Annotated in this window: 16 protein-coding genes; 8 read left to right on the top strand and 8 right to left on the bottom strand. The window is 69.5% G+C overall.

Annotation, left to right across the window (positions count from 1 at the left end; all coding sequences use genetic code 11):
- Positions 1 to 32: 32 nt before the first annotated feature.
- From RB614_RS21195 to rpmH, 7 genes are all read right to left on the bottom strand, one after another.
- Positions 33 to 1484 (bottom strand): ParA family protein, encoded by a 1452-nt coding sequence (locus RB614_RS21195; protein ID WP_428983076.1) that lies wholly within the window; start codon positions 1482 to 1484, stop codon positions 33 to 35.
- 282 nt (positions 1485 to 1766) lie between these two features.
- Positions 1767 to 2474 (bottom strand): 16S rRNA (guanine(527)-N(7))-methyltransferase RsmG, encoded by a 708-nt coding sequence (gene rsmG / locus RB614_RS21190; RefSeq protein ID WP_428983075.1) that lies wholly within the window; start codon positions 2472 to 2474, stop codon positions 1767 to 1769.
- 58 nt (positions 2475 to 2532) lie between these two features.
- Positions 2533 to 3123: a Jag family protein gene (locus RB614_RS21185; RefSeq protein ID WP_308714304.1), complete on the bottom strand. Its 591-nt coding sequence runs from the start codon at positions 3121 to 3123 to the stop codon at positions 2533 to 2535.
- A 161-nt stretch (positions 3124 to 3284) separates the two neighbouring features.
- Positions 3285 to 4295, bottom strand: a complete 1011-nt coding sequence (gene yidC / locus RB614_RS21180; RefSeq protein ID WP_308714303.1) for a membrane protein insertase YidC — start codon at positions 4293 to 4295, stop codon at positions 3285 to 3287.
- Entirely contained in the window at positions 4292 to 4549 is a 258-nt protein-coding gene (gene yidD, locus RB614_RS21175) for a membrane protein insertion efficiency factor YidD (protein WP_428983079.1), read from the bottom strand. Before yidD ends, yidC begins: the two co-directional genes overlap by 4 nt.
- A 40-nt stretch (positions 4550 to 4589) precedes the next feature.
- A complete protein-coding gene (rnpA, locus tag RB614_RS21170; protein WP_308714302.1) occupies positions 4590 to 5006 on the bottom strand; it encodes a ribonuclease P protein component in 417 nt (138 codons plus the stop codon).
- Between the two features lie 31 nt (positions 5007 to 5037).
- Positions 5038 to 5175 (bottom strand): 50S ribosomal protein L34, encoded by a 138-nt coding sequence (gene rpmH / locus RB614_RS21165; RefSeq protein ID WP_308714301.1) that lies wholly within the window; start codon positions 5173 to 5175, stop codon positions 5038 to 5040.
- A gap of 549 nt (positions 5176 to 5724) precedes the next feature.
- On the opposite strand from rpmH, the gene dnaA reads away from it, so the two are divergent.
- From dnaA to RB614_RS21140, 5 genes are all read left to right on the top strand, one after another.
- Positions 5725 to 7458 (top strand): chromosomal replication initiator protein DnaA, encoded by a 1734-nt coding sequence (dnaA, locus tag RB614_RS21160; protein ID WP_308714381.1) that lies wholly within the window; start codon positions 5725 to 5727, stop codon positions 7456 to 7458.
- A 716-nt stretch (positions 7459 to 8174) separates the two neighbouring features.
- Positions 8175 to 9308: a DNA polymerase III subunit beta gene (dnaN, locus tag RB614_RS21155; RefSeq protein WP_308714300.1), complete on the top strand. Its 1134-nt coding sequence runs from the start codon at positions 8175 to 8177 to the stop codon at positions 9306 to 9308.
- A 46-nt stretch (positions 9309 to 9354) separates the two neighbouring features.
- Entirely contained in the window at positions 9355 to 10230 is an 876-nt protein-coding gene (gnd, locus tag RB614_RS21150; protein WP_308714299.1) for a phosphogluconate dehydrogenase (NAD(+)-dependent, decarboxylating), read from the top strand.
- A gap of 7 nt (positions 10231 to 10237) precedes the next feature.
- Entirely contained in the window at positions 10238 to 11365 is a 1128-nt protein-coding gene (gene recF / locus RB614_RS21145) for a DNA replication/repair protein RecF (RefSeq protein ID WP_308714298.1), read from the top strand.
- The gene (locus tag RB614_RS21140; RefSeq protein ID WP_308714297.1) at positions 11355 to 11879 is read left to right on the top strand and encodes a DciA family protein; all 525 of its coding nucleotides are present in this window, start codon (positions 11355 to 11357) and stop codon (positions 11877 to 11879) included. The genes recF and RB614_RS21140 overlap by 11 nt, the downstream gene beginning before the upstream one ends.
- 13 nt (positions 11880 to 11892) lie before the next feature.
- Here the strand turns inward: RB614_RS21140 and RB614_RS21135 are convergent, their stop codons facing one another.
- Complete coding sequence (locus RB614_RS21135) at positions 11893 to 12447, bottom strand: hypothetical protein (RefSeq protein ID WP_308714296.1); 555 nt, start codon at positions 12445 to 12447, stop codon at positions 11893 to 11895.
- 471 nt (positions 12448 to 12918) lie between these two features.
- Here RB614_RS21135 and gyrB point away from each other — a divergent pair, with 471 nt between their 5' ends.
- The 3 genes from gyrB to RB614_RS21120 all read left to right on the top strand — a co-directional run bounded on the left by gyrB (position 12919) and on the right by RB614_RS21120 (position 19597).
- Complete coding sequence (gyrB, locus tag RB614_RS21130; RefSeq protein ID WP_308714295.1) at positions 12919 to 14862, top strand: DNA topoisomerase (ATP-hydrolyzing) subunit B; 1944 nt, start codon at positions 12919 to 12921, stop codon at positions 14860 to 14862.
- 91 nt (positions 14863 to 14953) lie between these two features.
- Positions 14954 to 18733, top strand: coding sequence for an intein-containing DNA gyrase subunit A (gene gyrA / locus RB614_RS21125; RefSeq protein WP_308714294.1), 3780 nt, complete (start codon positions 14954 to 14956; stop codon positions 18731 to 18733).
- 3 nt (positions 18734 to 18736) lie between these two features.
- Positions 18737 to 19597 carry a DUF3566 domain-containing protein gene (locus RB614_RS21120; RefSeq protein WP_308714293.1) on the top strand — a complete coding sequence of 287 codons (861 nt, stop codon included), beginning with the start codon at positions 18737 to 18739 and terminating at the stop codon, positions 19595 to 19597.
- Positions 19598 to 19657: the final 60 nt, after the last annotated feature.

The following is a 19657-nucleotide window of genomic DNA, read 5'->3' as shown; positions in this document are numbered from 1 at the left end:
CGCACTCTCCCGATCATCGACGAACGGCTGCCTCACGCCGCTCCTCCCAGTTTGACCCCACGCTCCGCGATCTCCTGAGCCGCCTCGAAGTAGCTCGTGGCACCTCGCGAACCGGGATCGTAGGTCATGACCGACTGGCCGTAGCTGGGCGCCTCGGAGACGCGGACGTTTCGCGGGATGACCGCCTGCAGCACCTTGTCGCCGAAGTGGTTGCGCACGTCCTGCTCGACGGCGTCGGCCAGGCGGGTGCGGCGGTCGTACATGGTCAACAGGATGGTGGAGACGTCGAGCGTCGGGTTCAGGTGCTGCTTGACGAGGTTGATGTTGTTGATCAGCTGGTTGAGGCCCTCCAGCGCGTAGTACTCGCACTGGATCGGGATCAGCACCTCCTGGGCTGCGACCAAGGCATTGACCGTCAGCAGACCTAGTGAGGGCGGGCAGTCGATGAAGACGTAGTCGAACGTCTCCGGGTGAGCGGCGATCGCGCGGGCCAGCCGCGACTCGCGGGCCACGACCGAGACGAGCTCGATCTCGGCGCCGGCGAGGTCGATCGTCGCGGGTACGCACCAGAGGTTCGGGATGCCCTCGACCGCTTGGGCGACGTCCGACAGCGGCACGTTGTCGATCAGGCAGTCGTACACGTCCGGGATGCCGGCGTGGTGCGGCACGTTGAGCCCGGTGGAGGCGTTGCCCTGCGGGTCGAGGTCGACCACCAGCACCCGGTTGCCGTGGAGGGCGAGCGCCACGGCCAGGTTTACGGTGGTCGTGGTCTTACCGACGCCGCCCTTCTGGTTTGCCACGCACATGATCCTCGGCCGGGCCGGGCGGGGCATGGTGACCTCGCCGCTCGGGTTCAGGATCTGGACTGCGCGCATTGCCTCCATAGCCAACGGTGGATCATCCTCTTCACGCGACGGGGTTTCACGTGAAACGTACGCGTCAACCCCACCTTCCTCACCATAAGTACTGGTCGCCGGCGCGGGCGTGTCGGCAGGTGGCGCCGAAGTGGGCGACGGCGCGGCGCCGGAGACGGGCTTGACCGACGCCGTAGCGCGAGCGGGGGCACCCGAGGGGGAGGGGGAGGGGGCCGGCGACGGCTGTGGACGCGGCGACGGTGCCGGGCGGCGATGCGGATCCTCGGGCGCGCCGGTCGGGTAGCCCGTCGGTGGCTGGGGCGAACGCTCTGGCACTGCTGACCTCCCGGTGGCCGGACCCGGCTCGCCGTCGTGGCGGGCAGAGCGGTCGTACCCGCTACCGGCCCGCGGCTGCGGCACGGCGTGCGGATCGGCCTCGTCCTGTCCCACCATCGGCGTATTTCCATACCCGGAAACGCCCCGGCCGACGGACCAGCCCTCGTAGTCGGTTCCACGTGAAACAGCGGCACCGCCCGCGCGGTAGCCACCGGGGTGGCTCAACCCCGAATCGTCGTACCTACCGTTGTCCTGCACCGTGTCATCCCTGTCCACTTCGGATGGGTCGGCCATAACAGCACTCGCGCCCAGATGCCCCGGCGATGTGTGCGGCCCGACGGGCAGCGGGGGATGCTGCCACACAGGAGCCGCCGCCGGTTCCACACTATCGACGCGCGGCCAGCCTACGGCCGATGGGCGCGAGAGGCCATTGGTGTCCGACACGTGAGCCCGTCTTGCACCCCGCGGCGGTACGACATACAGGAGAAAGCCGCATACACGCCTCAGCACGCCGCCAAAGATTGGCACCGCGTCCGGCGGCCATCCGACACCGACAGTCCGTGGCCGCCCGACCATCTAACCCCTCCGCGCTCTACCCCCGCGCGCGGTGCCACCGTCCGATGTAGACCGGCGGCTCGCCCCCCGCGATGCCTTCATCCGTGCCGGCCCGACCACCCGCTCCCGGACGATCTCCACGACGGTCGTCGGCGGGTCGACGAGACCGACCCCGCATCGCCGTACGACCGGCGTGGCACCGCCCAGTCGACCGATCGCGTCGCGGTGTGCCGTCACCTCGTCGGCGGCTGACGCGCCCTTGAGCGCGAGCAGCCGCCCACCGATGGCGGCGAGGGGTAGACACCAGCCAGCGAGCCGGTCGAGTGGCGCAACCGCCCGAGCGGTGACGATGTCGGCGGGACTCCTCCCGGCGACCTCCTCGGCCCGCGCCCGGACCACCTCCACGGTCCGGTCGAGGTCGAGCTCCGTCACCACCTCCGCCAGGAAGGCGGTCCGTCGTGCCAGTGGCTCGACCAGGGTAACCGTGAGGTCGGGCCGGGCCACAGCAAGCACGATACCGGGCAAACCGGCACCAGACCCCACGTCTACGACAGAAGCGCCCGGCGGGATCAACTCCGCCACCACCGCACAGTTGAGCAGATGGCGGTCCCAGATCCGCGGCGCCTCCCGCGGGCCGATGAGTCCACGGACCACGCCTTCGGTCGCGAGCAGCTCGCCGTAGGCGACGGCGAGGTCGAGCCGATCGCCGAAGACGGCGCGAGCGGCCACAGGCAACGGCCCGGGTGGGAAACCACCCGGGCCGGAAGGGGTATCGCTGGACACGCGGCTAGTCGGCGACCGGTCGCACGACGATCCGCCGGTTGGGCTCCACGCCCTCCGACTCGCTCTCGACGCCGGCGAGCGCGTTGACCACGTCGTGCACGCACTTGCGCTCGAACGCGGACATCGCCTCCAGGCGCACGGGCTCGCCGTACTCCTTCACCTTCTCCACCGCGTTCTTCGCGACGGCGGCGAGCTCCTTGCGCCGGTTGGCCCGGTAGCCGCCGACGTCGAGCAGCAGGCGGCTGGGGGTACCGGTCTGCCGGAACACGGCCAGCCGGGTCAGCTCCTGGAGCGCTTCGAGCGTGGCGCCGCGCTGGCCGACCAGCGGCTGCAGCCGGCCGCCGACCACCTCGACCACCGGCCGGCCGGCGGAGACCAGCTCATCGATGTCGCCGTCGTAGTCGAGGATGTCCAGGAGGCCTTCCACGTAGTCCGCGGCGATCTCGCTCTGCCGGAAGAGATCCGTGTCGCTGGGGGCGGCTTCCGCCTCCTTCTCGTCGTCCTCCTCGTCCTCGACCGCTTCCGTCTTGGCGTCCAGCTCGTCGTCGAGGGACTGGTCGGTCTGGGGAACGCTGGTGTCGGTCACCGGTCTCATCTCCGTACTCGTTCGGCTGGACCGTCTCCGGTCCGCTGGTTTCCCGCGGCGGGCGAAAGGTTGCCTGCGTCCACGGGCACGTCTGTTGTGGGGGGCCGCGTTCGCGGCCGCCGGGGGAGCGCCACGGTGCCCGCCGGCCAAGCCGGCGGGCACCGGTCGCGTCAACCCTGGCGCTTGGCGGGCTTGCGCTTCTTGGGATTGACCGGCTTGGCGCCGGGCTTGGGCGCGAGGGCCCGGCCGTCGACCGCCGGCTTGGTGTCCTGGACCGCACCGTTCGCCTTGGAACGGCTGAGCCGGCTCGGCTTCTCCTGCGCCTTGGGCGCGGTCGCCTTGCGCGCGGACGGTCCGGGGACCGCCTTGCCGCTCTTGTTGTTGATCACCGGCGGCGGGTACTTGCGGAGCACCCACTGCTGCTGGCCGAGGGTGAAGAGGTTGTTGGTCACCCAGTAGATGATCACGCCGATCGGGAAGATGGCGCCGGAAACGAGCAGCGAGGCCGGGATGCCGTAGAGCATCAGCCGCTGGATCATGCGCTGCTGCGGGTCTTCGGCCCAGCCGGTCTTGAGGATCATCTGGCGGCTGGTGAGGTAGGTCGTCGTGATCATGATGGCGACCAGGATGGCCGCGATGATCTTTACGGTGGTGCCGTTGGCACCCATGCCCTCGAGCTCGGCGGTCGACGAGCCGAACTGCGCGGCGATCGGCGCGGTGAAGAGCTTCGCGTGCACCGCGCTCTGCCACTGCTCGTGCTTCCAGCCGTAGAGGGTGGTGTTGAGCGACTGCACCGGATCGAGCCGGCGGAGCACATGGAAGAGGCCGAGGAAGACCGGGATCTGCAGGAACATGGGCAGGCAGCCCATGAGCGGATTGGCCTTCTCCTTCCGGTAGAGCTCCATCATCTCTTTCTGGAGCGTCTCCCGGTCACCCTTGTGCTTTTCCTGGAGGGCCTTGACCTGGGGCTGCAGCGCCTGCATGGCACGCTGCGACTTGATCTGCCGGACGAAGATCGGGAAGAGGATCACCCGGACGGTGACCACGAGGAAGATGATCGAGAGAATCCACGCCCAGTTGGTGCCCAGGAAGGTGCCATCCGGGACGCCGATCGTTTCCCACAGCGAATGCCAGCGCAGCAGGATCCACGAGATCGCCCAGTAGATCCAGTCGAGACTCAATTCGGGGCTCCAGTCACATCGGCACGACGGTGGCTCTTGGGTGGGGGCACGGGATCGTACCCGCCGGGGTGGAACGGGTGGCAGCGCAGCAACCGCCAGGTCGCGAGGCCGGTCCCCCGTAGGGCGCCGTGTGTGGCGATGGCCTCCAAGGCGTACGCACTACATGACGGATAGAACCGGCAGCGCGCCGGCAATGCCGCGCTTATCCAACGACGGTACGCGATGACCAGCGCCGTCAGCACCCGGGCCGCGATCCCGGGCCGTGCACCGGCAGTCTGGTGGCCGTGCTGCTCGTCACCCACGGGCGCGCCCTTTCTGCCCGTTACCACCACCGCGGCCGCGGAAGGGTGATCGGGCGGCGGCGAGCGCGGCGTCCAGGTCGGCGCCGAGCCGCTCGTACGGCGCGGTGGCGGCACCGGGCTGGGCCCGCACGACGAGGACGCTCCCCGCCGGCAATCCGGCGAGGCGGTCGCGGACGAGGTGGCGCAGCCGGCGGCGAACCGTGTTGCGCGTCACTGCGCCGCCGACGGCCTTGGAGACGACGAAGCCGGCGCGCACCGAGGACTCCTCGGAACGCGCCGGCTCGGAAAGCTCGGGCTGCGGTGGGACGGTCAGGTGGACGACCACGGATCCGCGGCCGGCGCGGCGGCCACCCCGGACCGCTGCGGCGAAGTCGCTGCTGCGCCGCAGTCGCTGCGCCGCGGCCAGCACGACTGCCTCACCTTCGACCTGCCCGCCAGGCTCAGGCCGACAGGCGGGTGCGGCCCTTTGAACGGCGGGAGGAGATGATGGCACGGCCGGCACGGGTGCGCATGCGCAGCCGGAAACCGTGGGTCTTGGCACGCCGGCGGTTGTTCGGCTGATAGGTGCGCTTGCTCACGTCTAATCTCCGTCTTCACTACCGGGTGCTTTTGCTCAGCAGAGGGCACTCCGTCAGGCCACGGAGCAGCCGCTCAAGCTTACGCAGGCCGGCAATGAGCGTCAAACGGGCGGGCGGCCAGCGCATCGAAAACGGTTTCCGAAACACGGTGTGCTCCCGGCATCACGGTCGGCAGTGGCCTCAATGCGCGGTTTCGCGGCCACCGAGAACGAACCGGTGTGGACAGCGGTTGAAGGGTTGTGGACAACGCTGTTAGCGTGCCCGATTGCCGGTCCGCGTCAGAGGGTCACTGTCGCTACATATCGGTGCAAAACCGGACGAGGCAGTCAGTCGTTCGGCACGGTGTACCCGCTCCAGCGTCGTCGCAGGCCGAGCGAGTTCCGCTGGGGTGTCGAGCGGGGAGCCACAATCGGTCAGGACACGGGCAGTCGGTACACAGGCTGTGGATAACTTGTGGACAACGACCGGCGGGCAGCGGGGTAGCCCGGGGCGCGGACGGCGAAGGGGGTGGCGCGAGGGGTGGCCGAGAACGATCTGGCCGTCGTCTGGATGGCGGCGACCGAGGAGCTGGCGGACGAGATCGTCTCGGCACAGCAGCGCGCGTACCTCCGGCTGACCCGGCTGGGCGCCATCGTCGAGGACATCGCGCTGCTCTCCGTACCGGACGCCTTCACCCGTGACGTCATCGAGTCCCGCCTGCGCCCGGCGATCACCGACGCGCTCTCCCGCCGGCTGGGCCGGCCGATCCAGGTGGCCGTGACGATCCGCCCGTCGGAAGACGGACAGGGCCGACCGTCCGGCACGATCTACGGCAGCCCGGCCGACCTCGACGCGACCGCCGACGGGTTCGACGGCGACTTCGTGGAGGAGGAGCCCACCGGCTCGGCGCAGCATCCGATCTCACCGGCCGCCGCGACGGCGACCGGTTCCGCCTCGGTGCCCATGGCGCGCGATCCGGAAGACGAGCCGACCGCGCTCTTCAGCGCGCCACGGCAGGCGACCGACCCGCACGGCGAGACCGACCGGCTTTCGGTGCACGCGGAGGTCGTTCCCGACTACCGGGACGACATGCACCATCCCGACCTCACCCGCCGCGACGAGCCGACCACCCGTGACCTGCGCCACGACACCGGCCCGGACAGCGGCCCCGGCCGCGCCGCCACGATGCCCGACCGGGGCGCCGCGGGGCTCGACCACCGCCCGGGCGGTCCGGCCCGCGACGACCGCCGGCCCGGCGGGGGTACCGAGTCCGGCGGCAACCGGCTCAACCCGAAGTACATGTTCGAGACGTTCGTCATCGGCTCGTCCAACCGCTTCGCCCACGCCGCGGCGGTCGCGGTCGCCGAGTCGCCGGCGAAGGCGTACAACCCGCTGTTCATCTACGGCAGCTCGGGGCTGGGCAAGACGCACCTGCTGCACGCGATCGGCCACTACGCCACCACGCTCGGCAACGCCCGCTCGGTGCGGTACGTCTCGACCGAAGAGTTCACCAACGACTTCATCAACTCGCTGCGCGATGACAAGACCAGCGCCTTCCAGCGCCGCTACCGGGACGTCGACATCCTCCTGATCGACGACATCCAGTTCCTGGAAAACCGGGAGCGGACGCAGGAGGAGTTCTTCCATACGTTCAACACGCTCCACAACGCCAACAAGCAGATCGTCATCACGTCCGACCGCTCGCCCAAGCAGCTCGCGACGCTGGAAGACCGGCTGCGCACGCGCTTCGAGTGGGGGCTGCTCGCCGACATCCAGCCGCCGGACCTGGAGACCCGCATCGCGATCCTCCAGAAGAAGGCGGCGCAGGAGCGGCTGTTCGCGCCGCCGGATGTGCTGGAGTTCATCGCGTCGCGGATCGCCAACTCGATCCGCGAGCTTGAGGGCGCGCTCATCCGGGTGACCGCGTTCGCCTCGCTGACCCGCTCCGCGGTCGAGCTGTCGCTGGCCGAAGAGGTGCTGCGCGACTTCATCCCGGACGGCTCGGGCCCCGAGATCACAGCCGACCAGATCATGGTGTCGACGGCCGACTACTTCGGCGTGAGCCTGGAGGACCTGCGCGGCCACTCGCGCTCGCGGGTGCTCGTCAACGCCCGCCAGGTCGCCATGTACCTGTGCCGCGAGCTCACCGACCTGTCGCTGCCCCGCATCGGGCAGGCCTTCGGCGGCCGCGACCACACCACGGTGATGCACGCCGACCGGAAGATCCGTCAGCAGATGGCCGAGCGCCGCTCGCTGTACAACCAGATCGCCGAGCTGACAAACCGGATCAAGCAGAACTCCTGACGCCCCGCCACGGGCGACCGAGCCACCGTCCTCAGGGCGGGGGACGCACAGCCGTGCCCGCAAGTCCTGGCCGAACGTCGGCTTTCCACACCCATCCACATGCGTCCACACGCTGTGTCCACTGTCGGTGGACAACCCCTTGTGTTCTTGCGAAGGGTTACCCACAACCTGTGGACAACTCCTGGGGAAATCGCTGTGGACGTGTACGGCGGGTAACAACCTCGTCCACGACCGATGGACCGGGTGTGTACGAGGTGTTGAAGGTTCTGGGGAAAAGTCGTGGTGGAGCCCCACCACGCTCTCCACACACTGGGGAGAAACCCGGGGGATAGCCGGTGGATGACCGGTGGACAGACGTGGACAACTGTTGCTCGATCGCGAAGCTGTGGACGGAAGGCCCGCTTCATACCCCGCTTCTCCACAGTCAAACCACCGGTGGATAACCGCCTGGCCAGGGAAGACGGCACTCTTCCACAGTTCACACAGGCCCTATGAAGACGATGAACTTGATCCTTCTAAGACAACAAAAACCAATCACCAGCGTTGTGCGTTCTGTGGACCGGCTCCCGCCGGGCCAACCTTGGTATCTGATCGGGCAAACCACCGGGGGCGGGCGTACGCCGCCGGCCGGGGAGCCCTATGGTCGGTAGGGCGGTTCTGTGCCTGGCTCACGGTGCAGGCCCGCCACACCACCGAGTCGACGCGGAGGCACAGGCATGAAGTTCCGAGTCGAGCGCGACGCGCTCGCCGACGCCGTGGCGTGGACGGCGAAGAGCCTGCCCAATCGGCCTTCGGTGCCGGTGCTCGCCGGCGTGATGATGCGGGTGACAGAGGGACAGCTCAACGTGTCCGGCTTCGACTACGAGGTCTCCAGCCAGGTGAGCGTCGACGTGCAGGGCGACGCTGACGGCGCGGCGCTCGTCTCCGGCCGCCTGCTCGCCGAGATCACCAAGGCGCTGCCCGCCAAGCCGGTCGACATCGCCGCCGTCGGTGCGCACCTGGAGCTGGTCTGCGGCAGCGCCCGGTTCACGCTCCCCACCATGCCGGTCGAGGACTACCCGACCCTGCCGGAGATGCCCGACAGCGCGGGCACGATCGACGCGGCCGAGTTCGCCTCCGCGGTGGCACAGGTCGCGATCGCCGCCGGCCGCGACGAGACGCTGCCGATGATGACCGGCGTGCGCCTCGAGCTCAACGGCAGCTCGCTGGCCATGCTCGCCACCGACCGCTACCGGCTGGCCATGCGCGAGATGCAGTGGCGGCCGGAAAACCCGGACGTGAGCATGAACGCGCTGGTGCCGGCCCGCACGCTCGCCGATACCGCCAAGACGCTCGGCCCCCTCGGTGGCGACGTGACGATGGCGCTGGCCCACGGCGGCGCCGGCGAGGGCATGATCGGTTTCGTCGGCGGTGCCCGGCGCACCACCAGCCGCCTGCTCGACGGCGCCAACTACCCGCCGGTGCGCTCGCTCTTCCCGGCCTCGCACAATTCCGAGGCCAGGGTGTCCGTCGCCGCCCTCAACGAGGTCGTCCGCCGCGTCGCCCTGGTCGCCGACCGCACGACCCCGGTCCTGCTGAGCTTCAGCGACGAGGGTCTCGTGGTCGAGGCCGGTGGCACCGAGGAGGCCCGGGCCAGCGAGGCGATGGAGGCCGCCTTCACCGGTGAGTCGCTGACCATTGGCTTCAACCCGCAGTACCTGCTGGACGGCCTCGCCGCGCTCGGTTCCCCCACGGCGATGCTGTCGTTCGTCGACGCCTTCAAGCCGGCGGTGATCTCTCCGGCCGGCGAGGATGGTGAGATTGTCCCCGGCTACCGCTATCTGATCATGCCGATCCGGGTAACCCGCTAGCAGGTTGGCCGGCGGTTAGAGCAGGGACAACAAGGGGGACGAAGTCATGCAGCTAGGGCTTGTTGGCCTTGGCCGGATGGGTGGCAACATGCGCGGCCGGTTGCGCACGGCCGGGCACGAGGTCGTCGGATACGACCGCAACCCGGAGGTGAGCGACGTCGCCAGCCTGACCGAGCTGGTCGAGCGCTTGACGCCGCCGCGCGCGGTGTGGGTGATGGTGCCGTCCGCGGTGACCGACGCGGCGATCGAGGAGCTGGCGGGGTATCTCAGCGAGGGCGACCTCATCATCGACGGAGGTAACTCCCGCTTCAGCGACGACCCGCCCCGCGCGGAGCGCTTGAGCCACCAGGGCATCGGCTACATGGACGTCGGCGTCTCCGGTGGCGTCTGGGGCCTGGAAAACGGGTACGCGTTGATGGTCGGCGGCGACCCGGAGCACGTGGCCCGGCTCGAGCCGGTCTTCGAGGCGCTCAAGCCACAGGGCCAGTTCGGCTTCGTGCACGCCGGCCCGGTCGGCGCCGGTCACTACGCCAAGATGGTGCACAACGGCATCGAGTACGGCCTGATGCACGCGTACGCGGAGGGCTACGAGCTGCTCACCAAGTCGGAGATCATCACCAACGTGCCCGGGGTGATCAAGTCCTGGCGCGACGGGTCGGTCGTCGAGTCGTGGCTGCTCGATCTGCTCGACCGGGCGCTCGACGAGGACCCCGACCTGGCCAACCTGAGCGGCTACACGGAAGACACCGGCGAGGGTCGGTGGACCGTGGAGGAGGCCATCCGGCTGGCCGTCCCGATGAACGTGATCGCCGCTTCGCTCTTCGCCCGCTTCGTGTCCCGGCAGGACGACTCGCCGGCCATGAAGGCGGTCGCCGCGCTGCGCCAGCAGTTCGGCGGGCACGCGGTCCGCAAGCGGCCGTAGCCGACCCATGTACGTCCAACGGCTCGAACTGGTCGACTTCCGCTCGTACGAGCGGGTGGAGGTCGACCTCGAGCCGGGCGGGTCGATCCTCGTCGGGCAGAACGGCGTCGGCAAGACCAACCTGGTCGAGGCCTTGGGGTACATCGCCACGCTGGGCAGCCACCGGGTCGCCACCGACGCGCCACTGGTCCGCGCCGGCGCGGCGGCCGCGGTGATCCGATGCATGATCGTCCACGATGGACGGGAGCTCCTCGTCGAGCTGGAGCTCGTGCCCGGCAAGGCCAACCGGGCCCGCCTCGGCCGTTCGCCGGTGCGCCGGGCCCGGGACGTGCTCGGCGCCCTGCGGCTGGTGCTCTTCGCGCCGGAAGACCTGGAGCTGGTCCGCGGCGATCCGGCCGAGCGCCGCCGCTACCTCGACGACCTGCTGGTCGCCCGGCAGCCGCGGTACGCGGGCGTGCGCTCCGACTACGACCGGGTGATCAAGCAGCGCAACGCGTTGCTGCGCACGGCGTACCTGGCCCGGAAGACCGGCGGCAGCCGGGGTGGTGACCTGTCCACACTGGACGTGTGGGACGCGCACCTGGCCCGCCACGGCGCCGAGCTGCTGGCCGGCCGGCTGGAGCTGGTGGCGGCGCTGTCCCCGCACGTGACCAAGGCGTACGACGCGGTGGCGGCCGGAAAGGGCGGTGCGTCGATCGCCTACAAGGCCACGGTGCCGGTCGACCCGCCGGACCGGGAGGCGCTGCAGGCCGCCCTCGCCACCGCGCTCACCGAGTCCCGGCCGTCCGAAGTGGAGCGGGGCGTGACGCTGGTCGGCCCGCACCGCGACGACCTCACGCTGATGCTCGGTGACCTGCCCGCAAAGGGGTACGCCAGCCACGGCGAGTCCTGGTCGTACGCGCTGGCGCTCCGGCTCGCCGCGTACGACCTGCTGCGCACCGAGGGCATCGAGCCCGTGCTGATCCTCGACGACGTCTTCGCCGAGCTCGACGCCGGCCGCCGCGCCCGCCTCGCCGAACTGGTCGGTGGCGCGAGCCAACTGCTGGTAACGTGCGCGGTCGCCGAGGACGTGCCGGCGGTTCTCCGCGGGGCGCGATACGAGGTGGCGGAAGGACGGGTGCGCCGTGTCGAGTGAGCCGGAAAGCGAGAAGACCGGACCTGAGCTGGCCCGAGCCGTCCTCGATGCGGCAAAGGCACGCCGGCAGGCCGCACCGCGCAAGCGGACCTCCCCGGGAGCGGAAGAGCGGTCCAGCGTCCGGCGGGCCCGGGGCTACTCCGGGCCCGGGCCCGACCCCCGCGATCCGCAGGCGTTCGGCGACGTGCTCGCCAAGCTGGTCAAGGCCCGGGGGTGGCAGCGTCCCGCCGCGGAGGCCACCGTCTTCGGGGCGTGGGAGCGGGTGGTCGGTCCCGACATCGCCAAGCACAGCCGGCCGATCAAGCTGGACGGCGGCGAGCTGACCGTGGAGGCCGAGTCGACGGCGTGGGCCACCCAGCTGCGCCTGCTGGCCGCGTCGCTGCTGCAGCGGATCGCCGCCGAGGTGGGCCACAATGTGGTGGTAAAGCTCCACATCCACGGCCCGGCCGCGCCGTCCTGGTCGCGCGGCGGCCGGCGGGTCCCCGGGCGCGGCCCGCGCGACACCTACGGCTGACCGGACGAACTGGTCAGAAGTCGGCGTAGACGGCGAAGCCGTGGTCGGCGCAGCGCCGGTAGAAGCGGGAGAGCACGCCGAGCTCCGAGCGGGAGAAGCTCCACTGCGGCGCGCCGCCCGACTCGTCACGGAGCCCGTCGAGGCGGTTGTCGAGCCAGCGCAGCTGCTGGTCGGCCAGGCGCCCGCCGGCGAGGGCGGCGCGCAGCACCGCGCCCACCGTGTCGAACGTGACCGCCTCGCCGTGCTCCCGGTGGCTCTCCACGAAACGCTCCAGGCCACCGGCGATCCACGCGCACCCGTCGGGGTCGATCACCGGGTCTTCGTCTTCGGCCGCGGCCTCTGTGGCGTACAGCACACCGTCGAGGCCGAGCAGCAGATCGACCAGCTCCGTGTAGGCGGTGGCGCGCACCGTACCCGTCTTGGCGATGTGGCCGGCCAGCGCGGCGGTCGGCGCCGAGACCCGCGGATCGTCCGCGAGCTCGGCGAAGTCGACGAACTCGGCCGGTGCCACCGGGTCGTAAAAGCGGCCGGTACGCGGCCATTTCACGGCAACGTTGTCCAGCCCCATCGTGGGGTCACCCTCTCTGTAGCGCAGCGTGACCGCGCGCCTGCCAAGTGTGAAAGGCGCCTGGTCGTTCAAACGGCGCCGGGCAAAATTACGACACGTTGTGCCCTTTGCGCGACCCCCGAGCGGGCACTCCCGCAGTTTCGGTCCCGCTTGGCGGTCTTCCGCGTCGGGGTGCCCGGTGTGTGGGGGGAGTCGCGCCCGGCGCCATTCGGCCGGCTATGAAGGTCTCAGGTGCCCGCATGGGGTGCCGTGTACCCGGTTTCCGGCCTCCGCACAGTAAGATTGGAGGCGACGAAGACGCCGGATCACCCGGCGCTCGGAGTGAACGTGATCCGCGGGCGACCGCGGTGACGGGAGCGCCCGCCTCAGCATACGTCGCGGTGGCGTGCGCCCCTGCCATCGTGACTGCCCGCCATACCCCGCGCCCCCCGCGCTGACCAGCGCTGGGCGGGCGCGAGAAAGTGGCCGAGGGTGGCAGCGCAGAAGAAGCAGGAATACGGCGCCGAGTCGATCACCGTCCTTGAGGGCCTGGAGGCGGTCCGCAAGCGCCCCGGTATGTACATCGGTTCCACCGGTGAACGGGGTCTGCACCACCTGGTCTGGGAGGTCGTCGACAACGCGGTCGACGAGGCGCTGGCCGGCTACTGCGACACCATCGACGTGATCCTCCTCGGCGACGGCGGAGTGCGGGTGATCGACAACGGCCGTGGCTTTCCGGTCGACCTGCACCCGAAGCTGAAGAAGCCCGGCGTCGAGGTGGCCCTGACCGTGCTGCACGCCGGCGGCAAGTTCGACGGCAAGGCGTACGCGGTCTCCGGCGGCCTGCACGGCGTCGGCGTGTCGGTCGTCAACGCGCTCTCGGTCCGGATGGACCTGGAGATCTGGAAGGACGGCTTCACCTACCGCCAGCAGTACAGCAACTCCAAGCCCACCCCGCTGGAGAAGGGCGAGCCGACCACCCGCACCGGCTCCTCGGTCGCGTTCTGGCCGGACCCGCAGGTCTTCGAGACCACCGAGTTCTCCTTCGAGACGATCTACCGCCGCATCCAGGAGATGGCGTTCCTCAACCGCGGGCTCACCATCCACCTCCGCGACGAGCGCACGGTCGAGGAGGACGGCAAGCCGCGCGAGGTGACCTTCCTCTACAAGGGCGGCATCGCCGACTTCGTCCGCCACCTCAACCAGACCAAGAACGCGATCCACAAGACCGTGATCGAGTTCGGCGCCGAGGAGGAGGGCATGGCGGCGGAGATCGCCATGCAGTGGAACGAGTCGTACGGCGAGTCGGTCTACACCTTCGCCAACACGATCAACACCCACGAGGGCGGCACCCACGAGGAAGGCTTCCGGGCGGCGCTGACGAGCGTGGTCAACAAGTACGGCGCGGACAAGAAGCTGCTCAAGGGCGACGAGAAGCTCTCCGGCGAGGACATCCGCGAGGGGCTCGCCGCGATCATCTCGGTCAAGCTGGCCAACCCCCAGTTCGAGGGGCAGACCAAGACCAAGCTCGGCAACACCCCGGTGAAGAGCTTCGTGCAGAAGGTCTGCAACGAGTGGCTGGCCGACTGGTTCGAGCGCAACCCGGCCGAGGCCAAGATGATCATCCAGAAGGCGTCGGCCGCGGCCCGCGCGCGCATCGCCGCCGCGCAGGCCCGCAAGCTGGCCCGCCGCAAGTCGCTGCTGGAGTCGGGCTCGATGCCGGGCAAGCTGGCCGACTGCCAGTCGACCGACCCGCGCGAGTCGGAGATGTTCATCGTCGAGGGTGACTCCGCCGGCGGCTCGGCCAAGCAGGGGCGCGACCCGCGTACGCAGGCGATCCTGCCGATCCGCGGCAAGATCCTCAACGTCGAGAAGGCGCGGATCGACCGGGTGCTGAAGAACAACGAGGTCCAGTCGCTGATCACCGCGCTCGGCACCGGCGTGCACGAGGACTTCGACATCGAAAAGCTGCGGTACCACAAGATCATCCTGATGGCGGACGCCGACGTCGACGGCCAGCACATCCAGACGCTGCTGCTGACGCTGCTCTTCCGCTTCATGCGGCCGCTGGTCGAGCTGGGCCACGTGTACCTCGCCGCTCCGCCGCTCTACAAGATCAAGTGGAACAAAAAGGGCGATGACGCGCAGTACGCGTACTCGGACCGCGAGCGGGACGGGCTGATCCGGCTCCGCCAGGAGAAGAAGCCGAACGCCAAGCCCGACGACATCCAGCGGTTCAAGGGTCTCGGCGAGATGAACTACCCGGAGCTGTGGGACACCACGATGAACCCGGCCACCCGTACGCTGCGTCAGGTGACCCTGGACGACGCCGCAACCGCTGACGAACTGTTCAGCGTCCTGATGGGGGAAGACGTCGAGGCGCGCCGCTCGTTCATCCAGCGCAACGCGAAGGACGTGCGCTTCCTGGACATCTAGCGCGGCCCACAACGTTATCCACAGCTTTTGCAGTTTCCACAGCCGTTGTCCACAGGCTTTATGCGGCTTTTAGTCTGATAAGGGTTTGATTGTGACGGACACTCCATTCGATAGCGAACCGGAAGACTCGAACGACGCCGGCGAAACCGGCGAGGGCGGCCAGCGCCTCCGGGTCGAACCGGTCGGGCTCGAGGTGGAGATGCAGCGCTCCTACCTCGACTACGCGATGAGCGTGATCGTCGGTAGGGCGCTGCCCGACGTGCGCGACGGCCTCAAGCCCGTCCACCGCAAGATCCTCTACGCCATGTACGACTCCGGCTACCGGCCGGACCGCGGCTACGTGAAGTGCTCCCGCGTCGTCGGCGACGTCATGGGCCAGTTCCACCCCCACGGCGACTCGGCCATCTACGACGCGCTCGTGCGCATGGCCCAGCCGTGGTCGCTGCGCTACCCCCTGGTCGACGGCAACGGCAACTTCGGTTCCCCCGGAAACGACCCGGCCGCGGCGATGAGGTATTGCCTGTCGGGAGATGCCCGAATTCGCACCGCCGAAGGCACGGTCCGGATCGACGAGATCGTCCCCGGTGCGGCGTCCGGCTCCGAGCACGACATCGACCTCAAGGTCGTCGACCGAAACGGCGACCTGGTGCGGGCGTCGAAGTTCTTCCACTCCGGCGAGCACCCGACGCTGAGCCTGCGCACCCGCGAGGGGTACGCGCTGACCGGCACCCGCAACCATCCGGTGCTCTGCCTGGTCGACGTGGCCGGCGTGCCCACCCTGCTGTGGAAGCTCCTGGAGGAGATCCGTCCCGGCGACCGCGTCGTGCTGCAGCGGGTGGTCCCGGACGAGATCGGCTACCCGATGCTGGAGCACGTCGAGGCCGCCCTCCTCGCCGGCGCCCTCGTCGGCGAGGGGTGGGTGTCCAGCGGCCGCGCCGGCTTCAACAACACCGACCGGAAGTTCTTCGACCGCGTGCTCGCCGCCTACGACGTGGCGGTTGGCGGCCCGCGGGACGTCTCGGAGCGGGTCATCGCCTCGGGCAGCACCCTCTACGAGATCGACGTCCAGGACCTCACCGCGCTCCGGCGCAGCCCGCTCGGCGAGATGGTGGGCGGGCGGAGCGCTCAGAAGGCCGTCCCCGCGTTCGTGTGGCGCGGGCCGGCGGCGGTGAAGCGGGCGTTCCTGCAGGCGCTCTTCGAGGGCGACGGCTCGTCGTCCCCGCTGCCGCGCAACACCATCCAGATCTCGTACCCCACCCGCAGCGCCCAGCTGGCCCAGCAGGTGCAGCAGCTCCTCTTGGAGTTCGGCGTCGTGGCGGGGCAGGTCCGCGACGAGAGCGGCGAGATCAAGGTCGTCATCACCAACCTCCGCGACGCGCGCATCTTCGCGGAGCGGGTCGGCTTCCTGGGTCGCAAGCAGGTCAAGCTCGCGGCCGACCTCGCCCTGATCCCGGCGCGGGGCTCGGCGCTCTCCAGCGACCGCGTGCCGTACGTCGGCGACTTCATCCGGGAGCACGGCGCGCAGCGCTGGACCGAGCGCGACTGGCTGCGCCGGCACAACGTCGACCGGATCGAGCGCTGGGAGCGTGACCGGGCGGAGATCGCGGCACACCTGGACGCGGACGTACTGGATGTCGTCGAGCCGCTCGTCGACGGCCGGTTCTACTACGCCGAGGTGGCGAGCGTCACCGACGCCGGGGTCCAGCCCGTCTACAGCATCCGGGTCGACACCGACGACCACGCGTTCATCTCCAACGGCTTCGTCAGCCACAACACGGAGTGCAAGCTCGACCCGCTGGCGATGGAGATGCTGCGGGACATCGACGAAGACACCGTCGACATGCAGGACAACTACGACGGCCGGGCCAAGGAGCCCACCATCCTGCCGTCGCGGATTCCCAACCTGCTGATCAACGGCTCCGAGGGCATCGCGGTCGGCATGGCCACCAAGATCCCGCCGCACAACCTGCGGGAGATCGCCGCGGCCGTGCAGTGGTGCCTGGAGCATCCGGACGCCGACGAGGCCACCACGCTCGACGAGCTGATCCAGATCGTCAAGGGTCCCGACTTCCCGACGTACGGCCTGATCGTCGGCATGGCCGGCATCCAGGACGCGTACCGGACCGGCCGTGGCTCGATCCGGATGCGCGCGGTGGTCGAGGTCGAGGAGGACAAGAAGGGGCGCGCCTGCCTCGTCGTCACCGAGCTGCCGTACCAGGTCAACCCGGACAACCTCGCCGAGCGGATCGCCGAGCTGGTCAAGGAGGGCAAGCTCGCCGGCATCGCGGACATCCGCGACGAGTCCTCCGGCCGTACGGGTATGCGGATCGTGATCGTGCTCAAGCGCGACGCGGTCGCCAAGGTCGTGCTCAACAACCTGTACAAGCACACCCAGCTACAGGAGACGTTCGGCGCCAACATGCTGGCGCTGGTCGACGGCGTGCCGCGCACGCTCAACCTGGCCCAGTTCATCCGTTACTACGTCGAGCACCAGATCGACGTGATCCGCCGGCGCACCGCTTTCCGGCTGCGTAAGGCGGAGGAGCGGGCGCACATCCTCCGCGGTCTGGTCAAGGCGCTCGACGCGCTCGACGAGGTGATCGCGCTCATCCGGCGTTCGCCCACGGTGGAGGAGGCCCGGACCGGCCTGATCCAGCTGCTCGACATCGACGAGGTTCAGGCCACGGCCATCCTCGACATGCAGCTGCGCCGCCTGGCCGCCCTGGAGCGCCAGAAGATCATCGACGAGCTGGCGAAGATCGAGCTGGAGATCGCGGATCTCAAGGACATCCTGGCGAAGCCCGAGCGGCAGCGGAGGATCATCTCGGAGGAGCTGGCCGAGATCGTCGCGAAGTGGGGCGACGACCGGCGGACCAAGATCGTCCCGTTCGACGGCGAGGTCTCGATGGAAGACCTCATCGCGCGCGAGGACGTGGTGGTCACGATCACCCGCACCGGGTACGCCAAGCGCACCAAGGTCGACCTCTACCGCTCGCAGCGCCGGGGCGGCAAGGGCGTGAGCGGGGCCTCACTTCGCCAGGACGACATCGTCAGCCACTTCTTCGTCACGTCGACGCACTCCTGGATGCTGTTCTTCACGAACAAGGGGCGGGTCTACCGGGCCAAGGCGTACGAGCTGCCCGAGGCGAACCGGGTGGCCAAGGGGCAGCACGTGGCCAACCTGCTCGCCTTCCAGCCGGAGGAGCACATCGCGCAGGTCATCGTGATCCCGAACTACCAGGTGGCGCCATACCTTGTGCTCGCCACCAAGAATGGGCTCGTGAAGAAGACAAGGCTGGAGGAGTTCGACTCCAACCGCAGCGGCGGGATCATCGGGATCAACCTGCGGGACGAGGACGAACTGGTCGGCGCCGCGCTCGCCGGCCCGCAGGACGACCTCCTGCTGGTCTCCAAGAACGCACAGGCGATCCGCTTCAACGCGACCGACGAGGCGCTGCGTCCGATGGGGCGGGCTACCTCGGGTGTGATAGGCATGCGGTTCAGCGAGGACGACGTGCTTCTCGCGATGGAGGTCGTACGCGAGGGCATGGATGTTTTGGTTGCGACCAACGGCGGGTATGCCAAGCGAACACCGATCGAGGAGTACCCGGTGCAGGGTCGTGGTGGTAAGGGCGTGTTGACCGCCAAGATCACGGAGCGTCGTGGTGCACTTGTCGGTGCGGTCGTCATCAACCCGGACGACGAACTCTTCGCTATCACAAGTAACGGTGGAGTTATCCGGACTCCGGTGAAGCCTGTACGCCGCACTCGCGATCGGAACACAATGGGGGTCAAGTTGATGGACCTGCCAGACGGTGTAACCATCGTGGCCATTGCTCGCAATGCCGACGAGCCTGACGAACAGGACTAGTTGATGACGGAGACACAGGCGAAGTCGGGGGCTGCGGGGACCTCGACCAACCCGGTCGAGGGGGAGGCCGCCCCGAGCGGCACACCGGCGACCGGCCGCGCGGTCGTGGGCCGGGCGGCAGTCCCCGCTGAGGCACCGTCCCCGAAGTTCACCCGGGCTCCTGGCATGCCGCCCCCACCGGACCAGCCGCCCGCAGACGGGTCGAAGCAGCCTCCGGGTGCTCCCGGCGCCGCCCCGCCGGTGGCCGCCGGCAAGGCGCCCGTGAGTTCGCCCCCGGCGGGCGCGACCCAGGTGACACCCGGCGCCGCGCCGGGTGGGCCCGCCATGCCGCCGGGCGTGGGAGCGCGCCCGGGCACCGGACGGGCGGCCGCGGGTGGAGCCTCGGTGCGCACGGTGGGCGCCGCGGGTGCGACCGGCGCGGCAGCGGTGGGTGCGGCTCGGGTCGGCGAGGCGGTGCGTGCTGCCCGCAGCACGGTGGCGTCCGCGGCCTCGCGCGGTCCCCGGCGGGCCAAGCTCAACGTAAAGCGCATCGACCCGTGGTCGGTGATGAAGTTCTCGTTCGCGGTGTCGCTGGTGCTGTTCATCGTGGTGATCGTCGCCACCTCTGTGCTGTACCTCGCACTCGACGCCATGGGCGTCTTCGAGAGCGTCAACAGCAGCCTGACCGACCTGGTGAGCGCCGGCGGTGGGGAAAACGCCAGCACGTTCCGGATCACCGCCAAGGGCGTCATCGGCACGTCCGCGCTGATCGGAGCGGTCAACGTGGTGCTCTTCACGGCGCTGGCCACGCTCGGTGCGTTCATCTACAACGTCTGCGCCGACCTGGTCGGCGGCATCGAGCTGACCCTGGCCGAACGGGACTGACAGGCACGAGAGGACACACCTGGGGCGCTCGGCGTGGCGGGCGCCCCAACTTGGGAGAAG

It is taken from the genome of Phytohabitans maris (assembly GCF_031085175.1).
Taxonomy (GTDB): domain Bacteria; phylum Actinomycetota; class Actinomycetes; order Mycobacteriales; family Micromonosporaceae; genus Phytohabitans; species Phytohabitans maris.
This window is presented reverse-complemented; position numbering and strand designations above follow the sequence as displayed.

Bases quoted from the DNA above. Each gene is read 5' to 3' on its own strand.
- RB614_RS21195 (WP_428983076.1), bottom strand. From the start codon at position 1,484: ATGGCCGACCCATCCGAAGTGGACAGGGATGACACGGTGCAGGACAAC.
- RB614_RS21185 (WP_308714304.1), bottom strand. From the start codon at position 3,123: ATGAGACCGGTGACCGACACCAGCGTTCCCCAGACCGACCAGTCCCTC.
- dnaA (WP_308714381.1), top strand. From the start codon at position 5,725: ATGGCGGCGACCGAGGAGCTGGCGGACGAGATCGTCTCGGCACAGCAG.
- dnaN (WP_308714300.1), top strand. From the start codon at position 8,175: ATGAAGTTCCGAGTCGAGCGCGACGCGCTCGCCGACGCCGTGGCGTGG.
- gnd (WP_308714299.1), top strand. From the start codon at position 9,355: ATGCAGCTAGGGCTTGTTGGCCTTGGCCGGATGGGTGGCAACATGCGC.
- recF (WP_308714298.1), top strand. From the start codon at position 10,238: ATGTACGTCCAACGGCTCGAACTGGTCGACTTCCGCTCGTACGAGCGG.
- RB614_RS21135 (WP_308714296.1), bottom strand. From the start codon at position 12,447: ATGGGGCTGGACAACGTTGCCGTGAAATGGCCGCGTACCGGCCGCTTT.
- RB614_RS21120 (WP_308714293.1), top strand. From the start codon at position 18,737: ATGACGGAGACACAGGCGAAGTCGGGGGCTGCGGGGACCTCGACCAAC.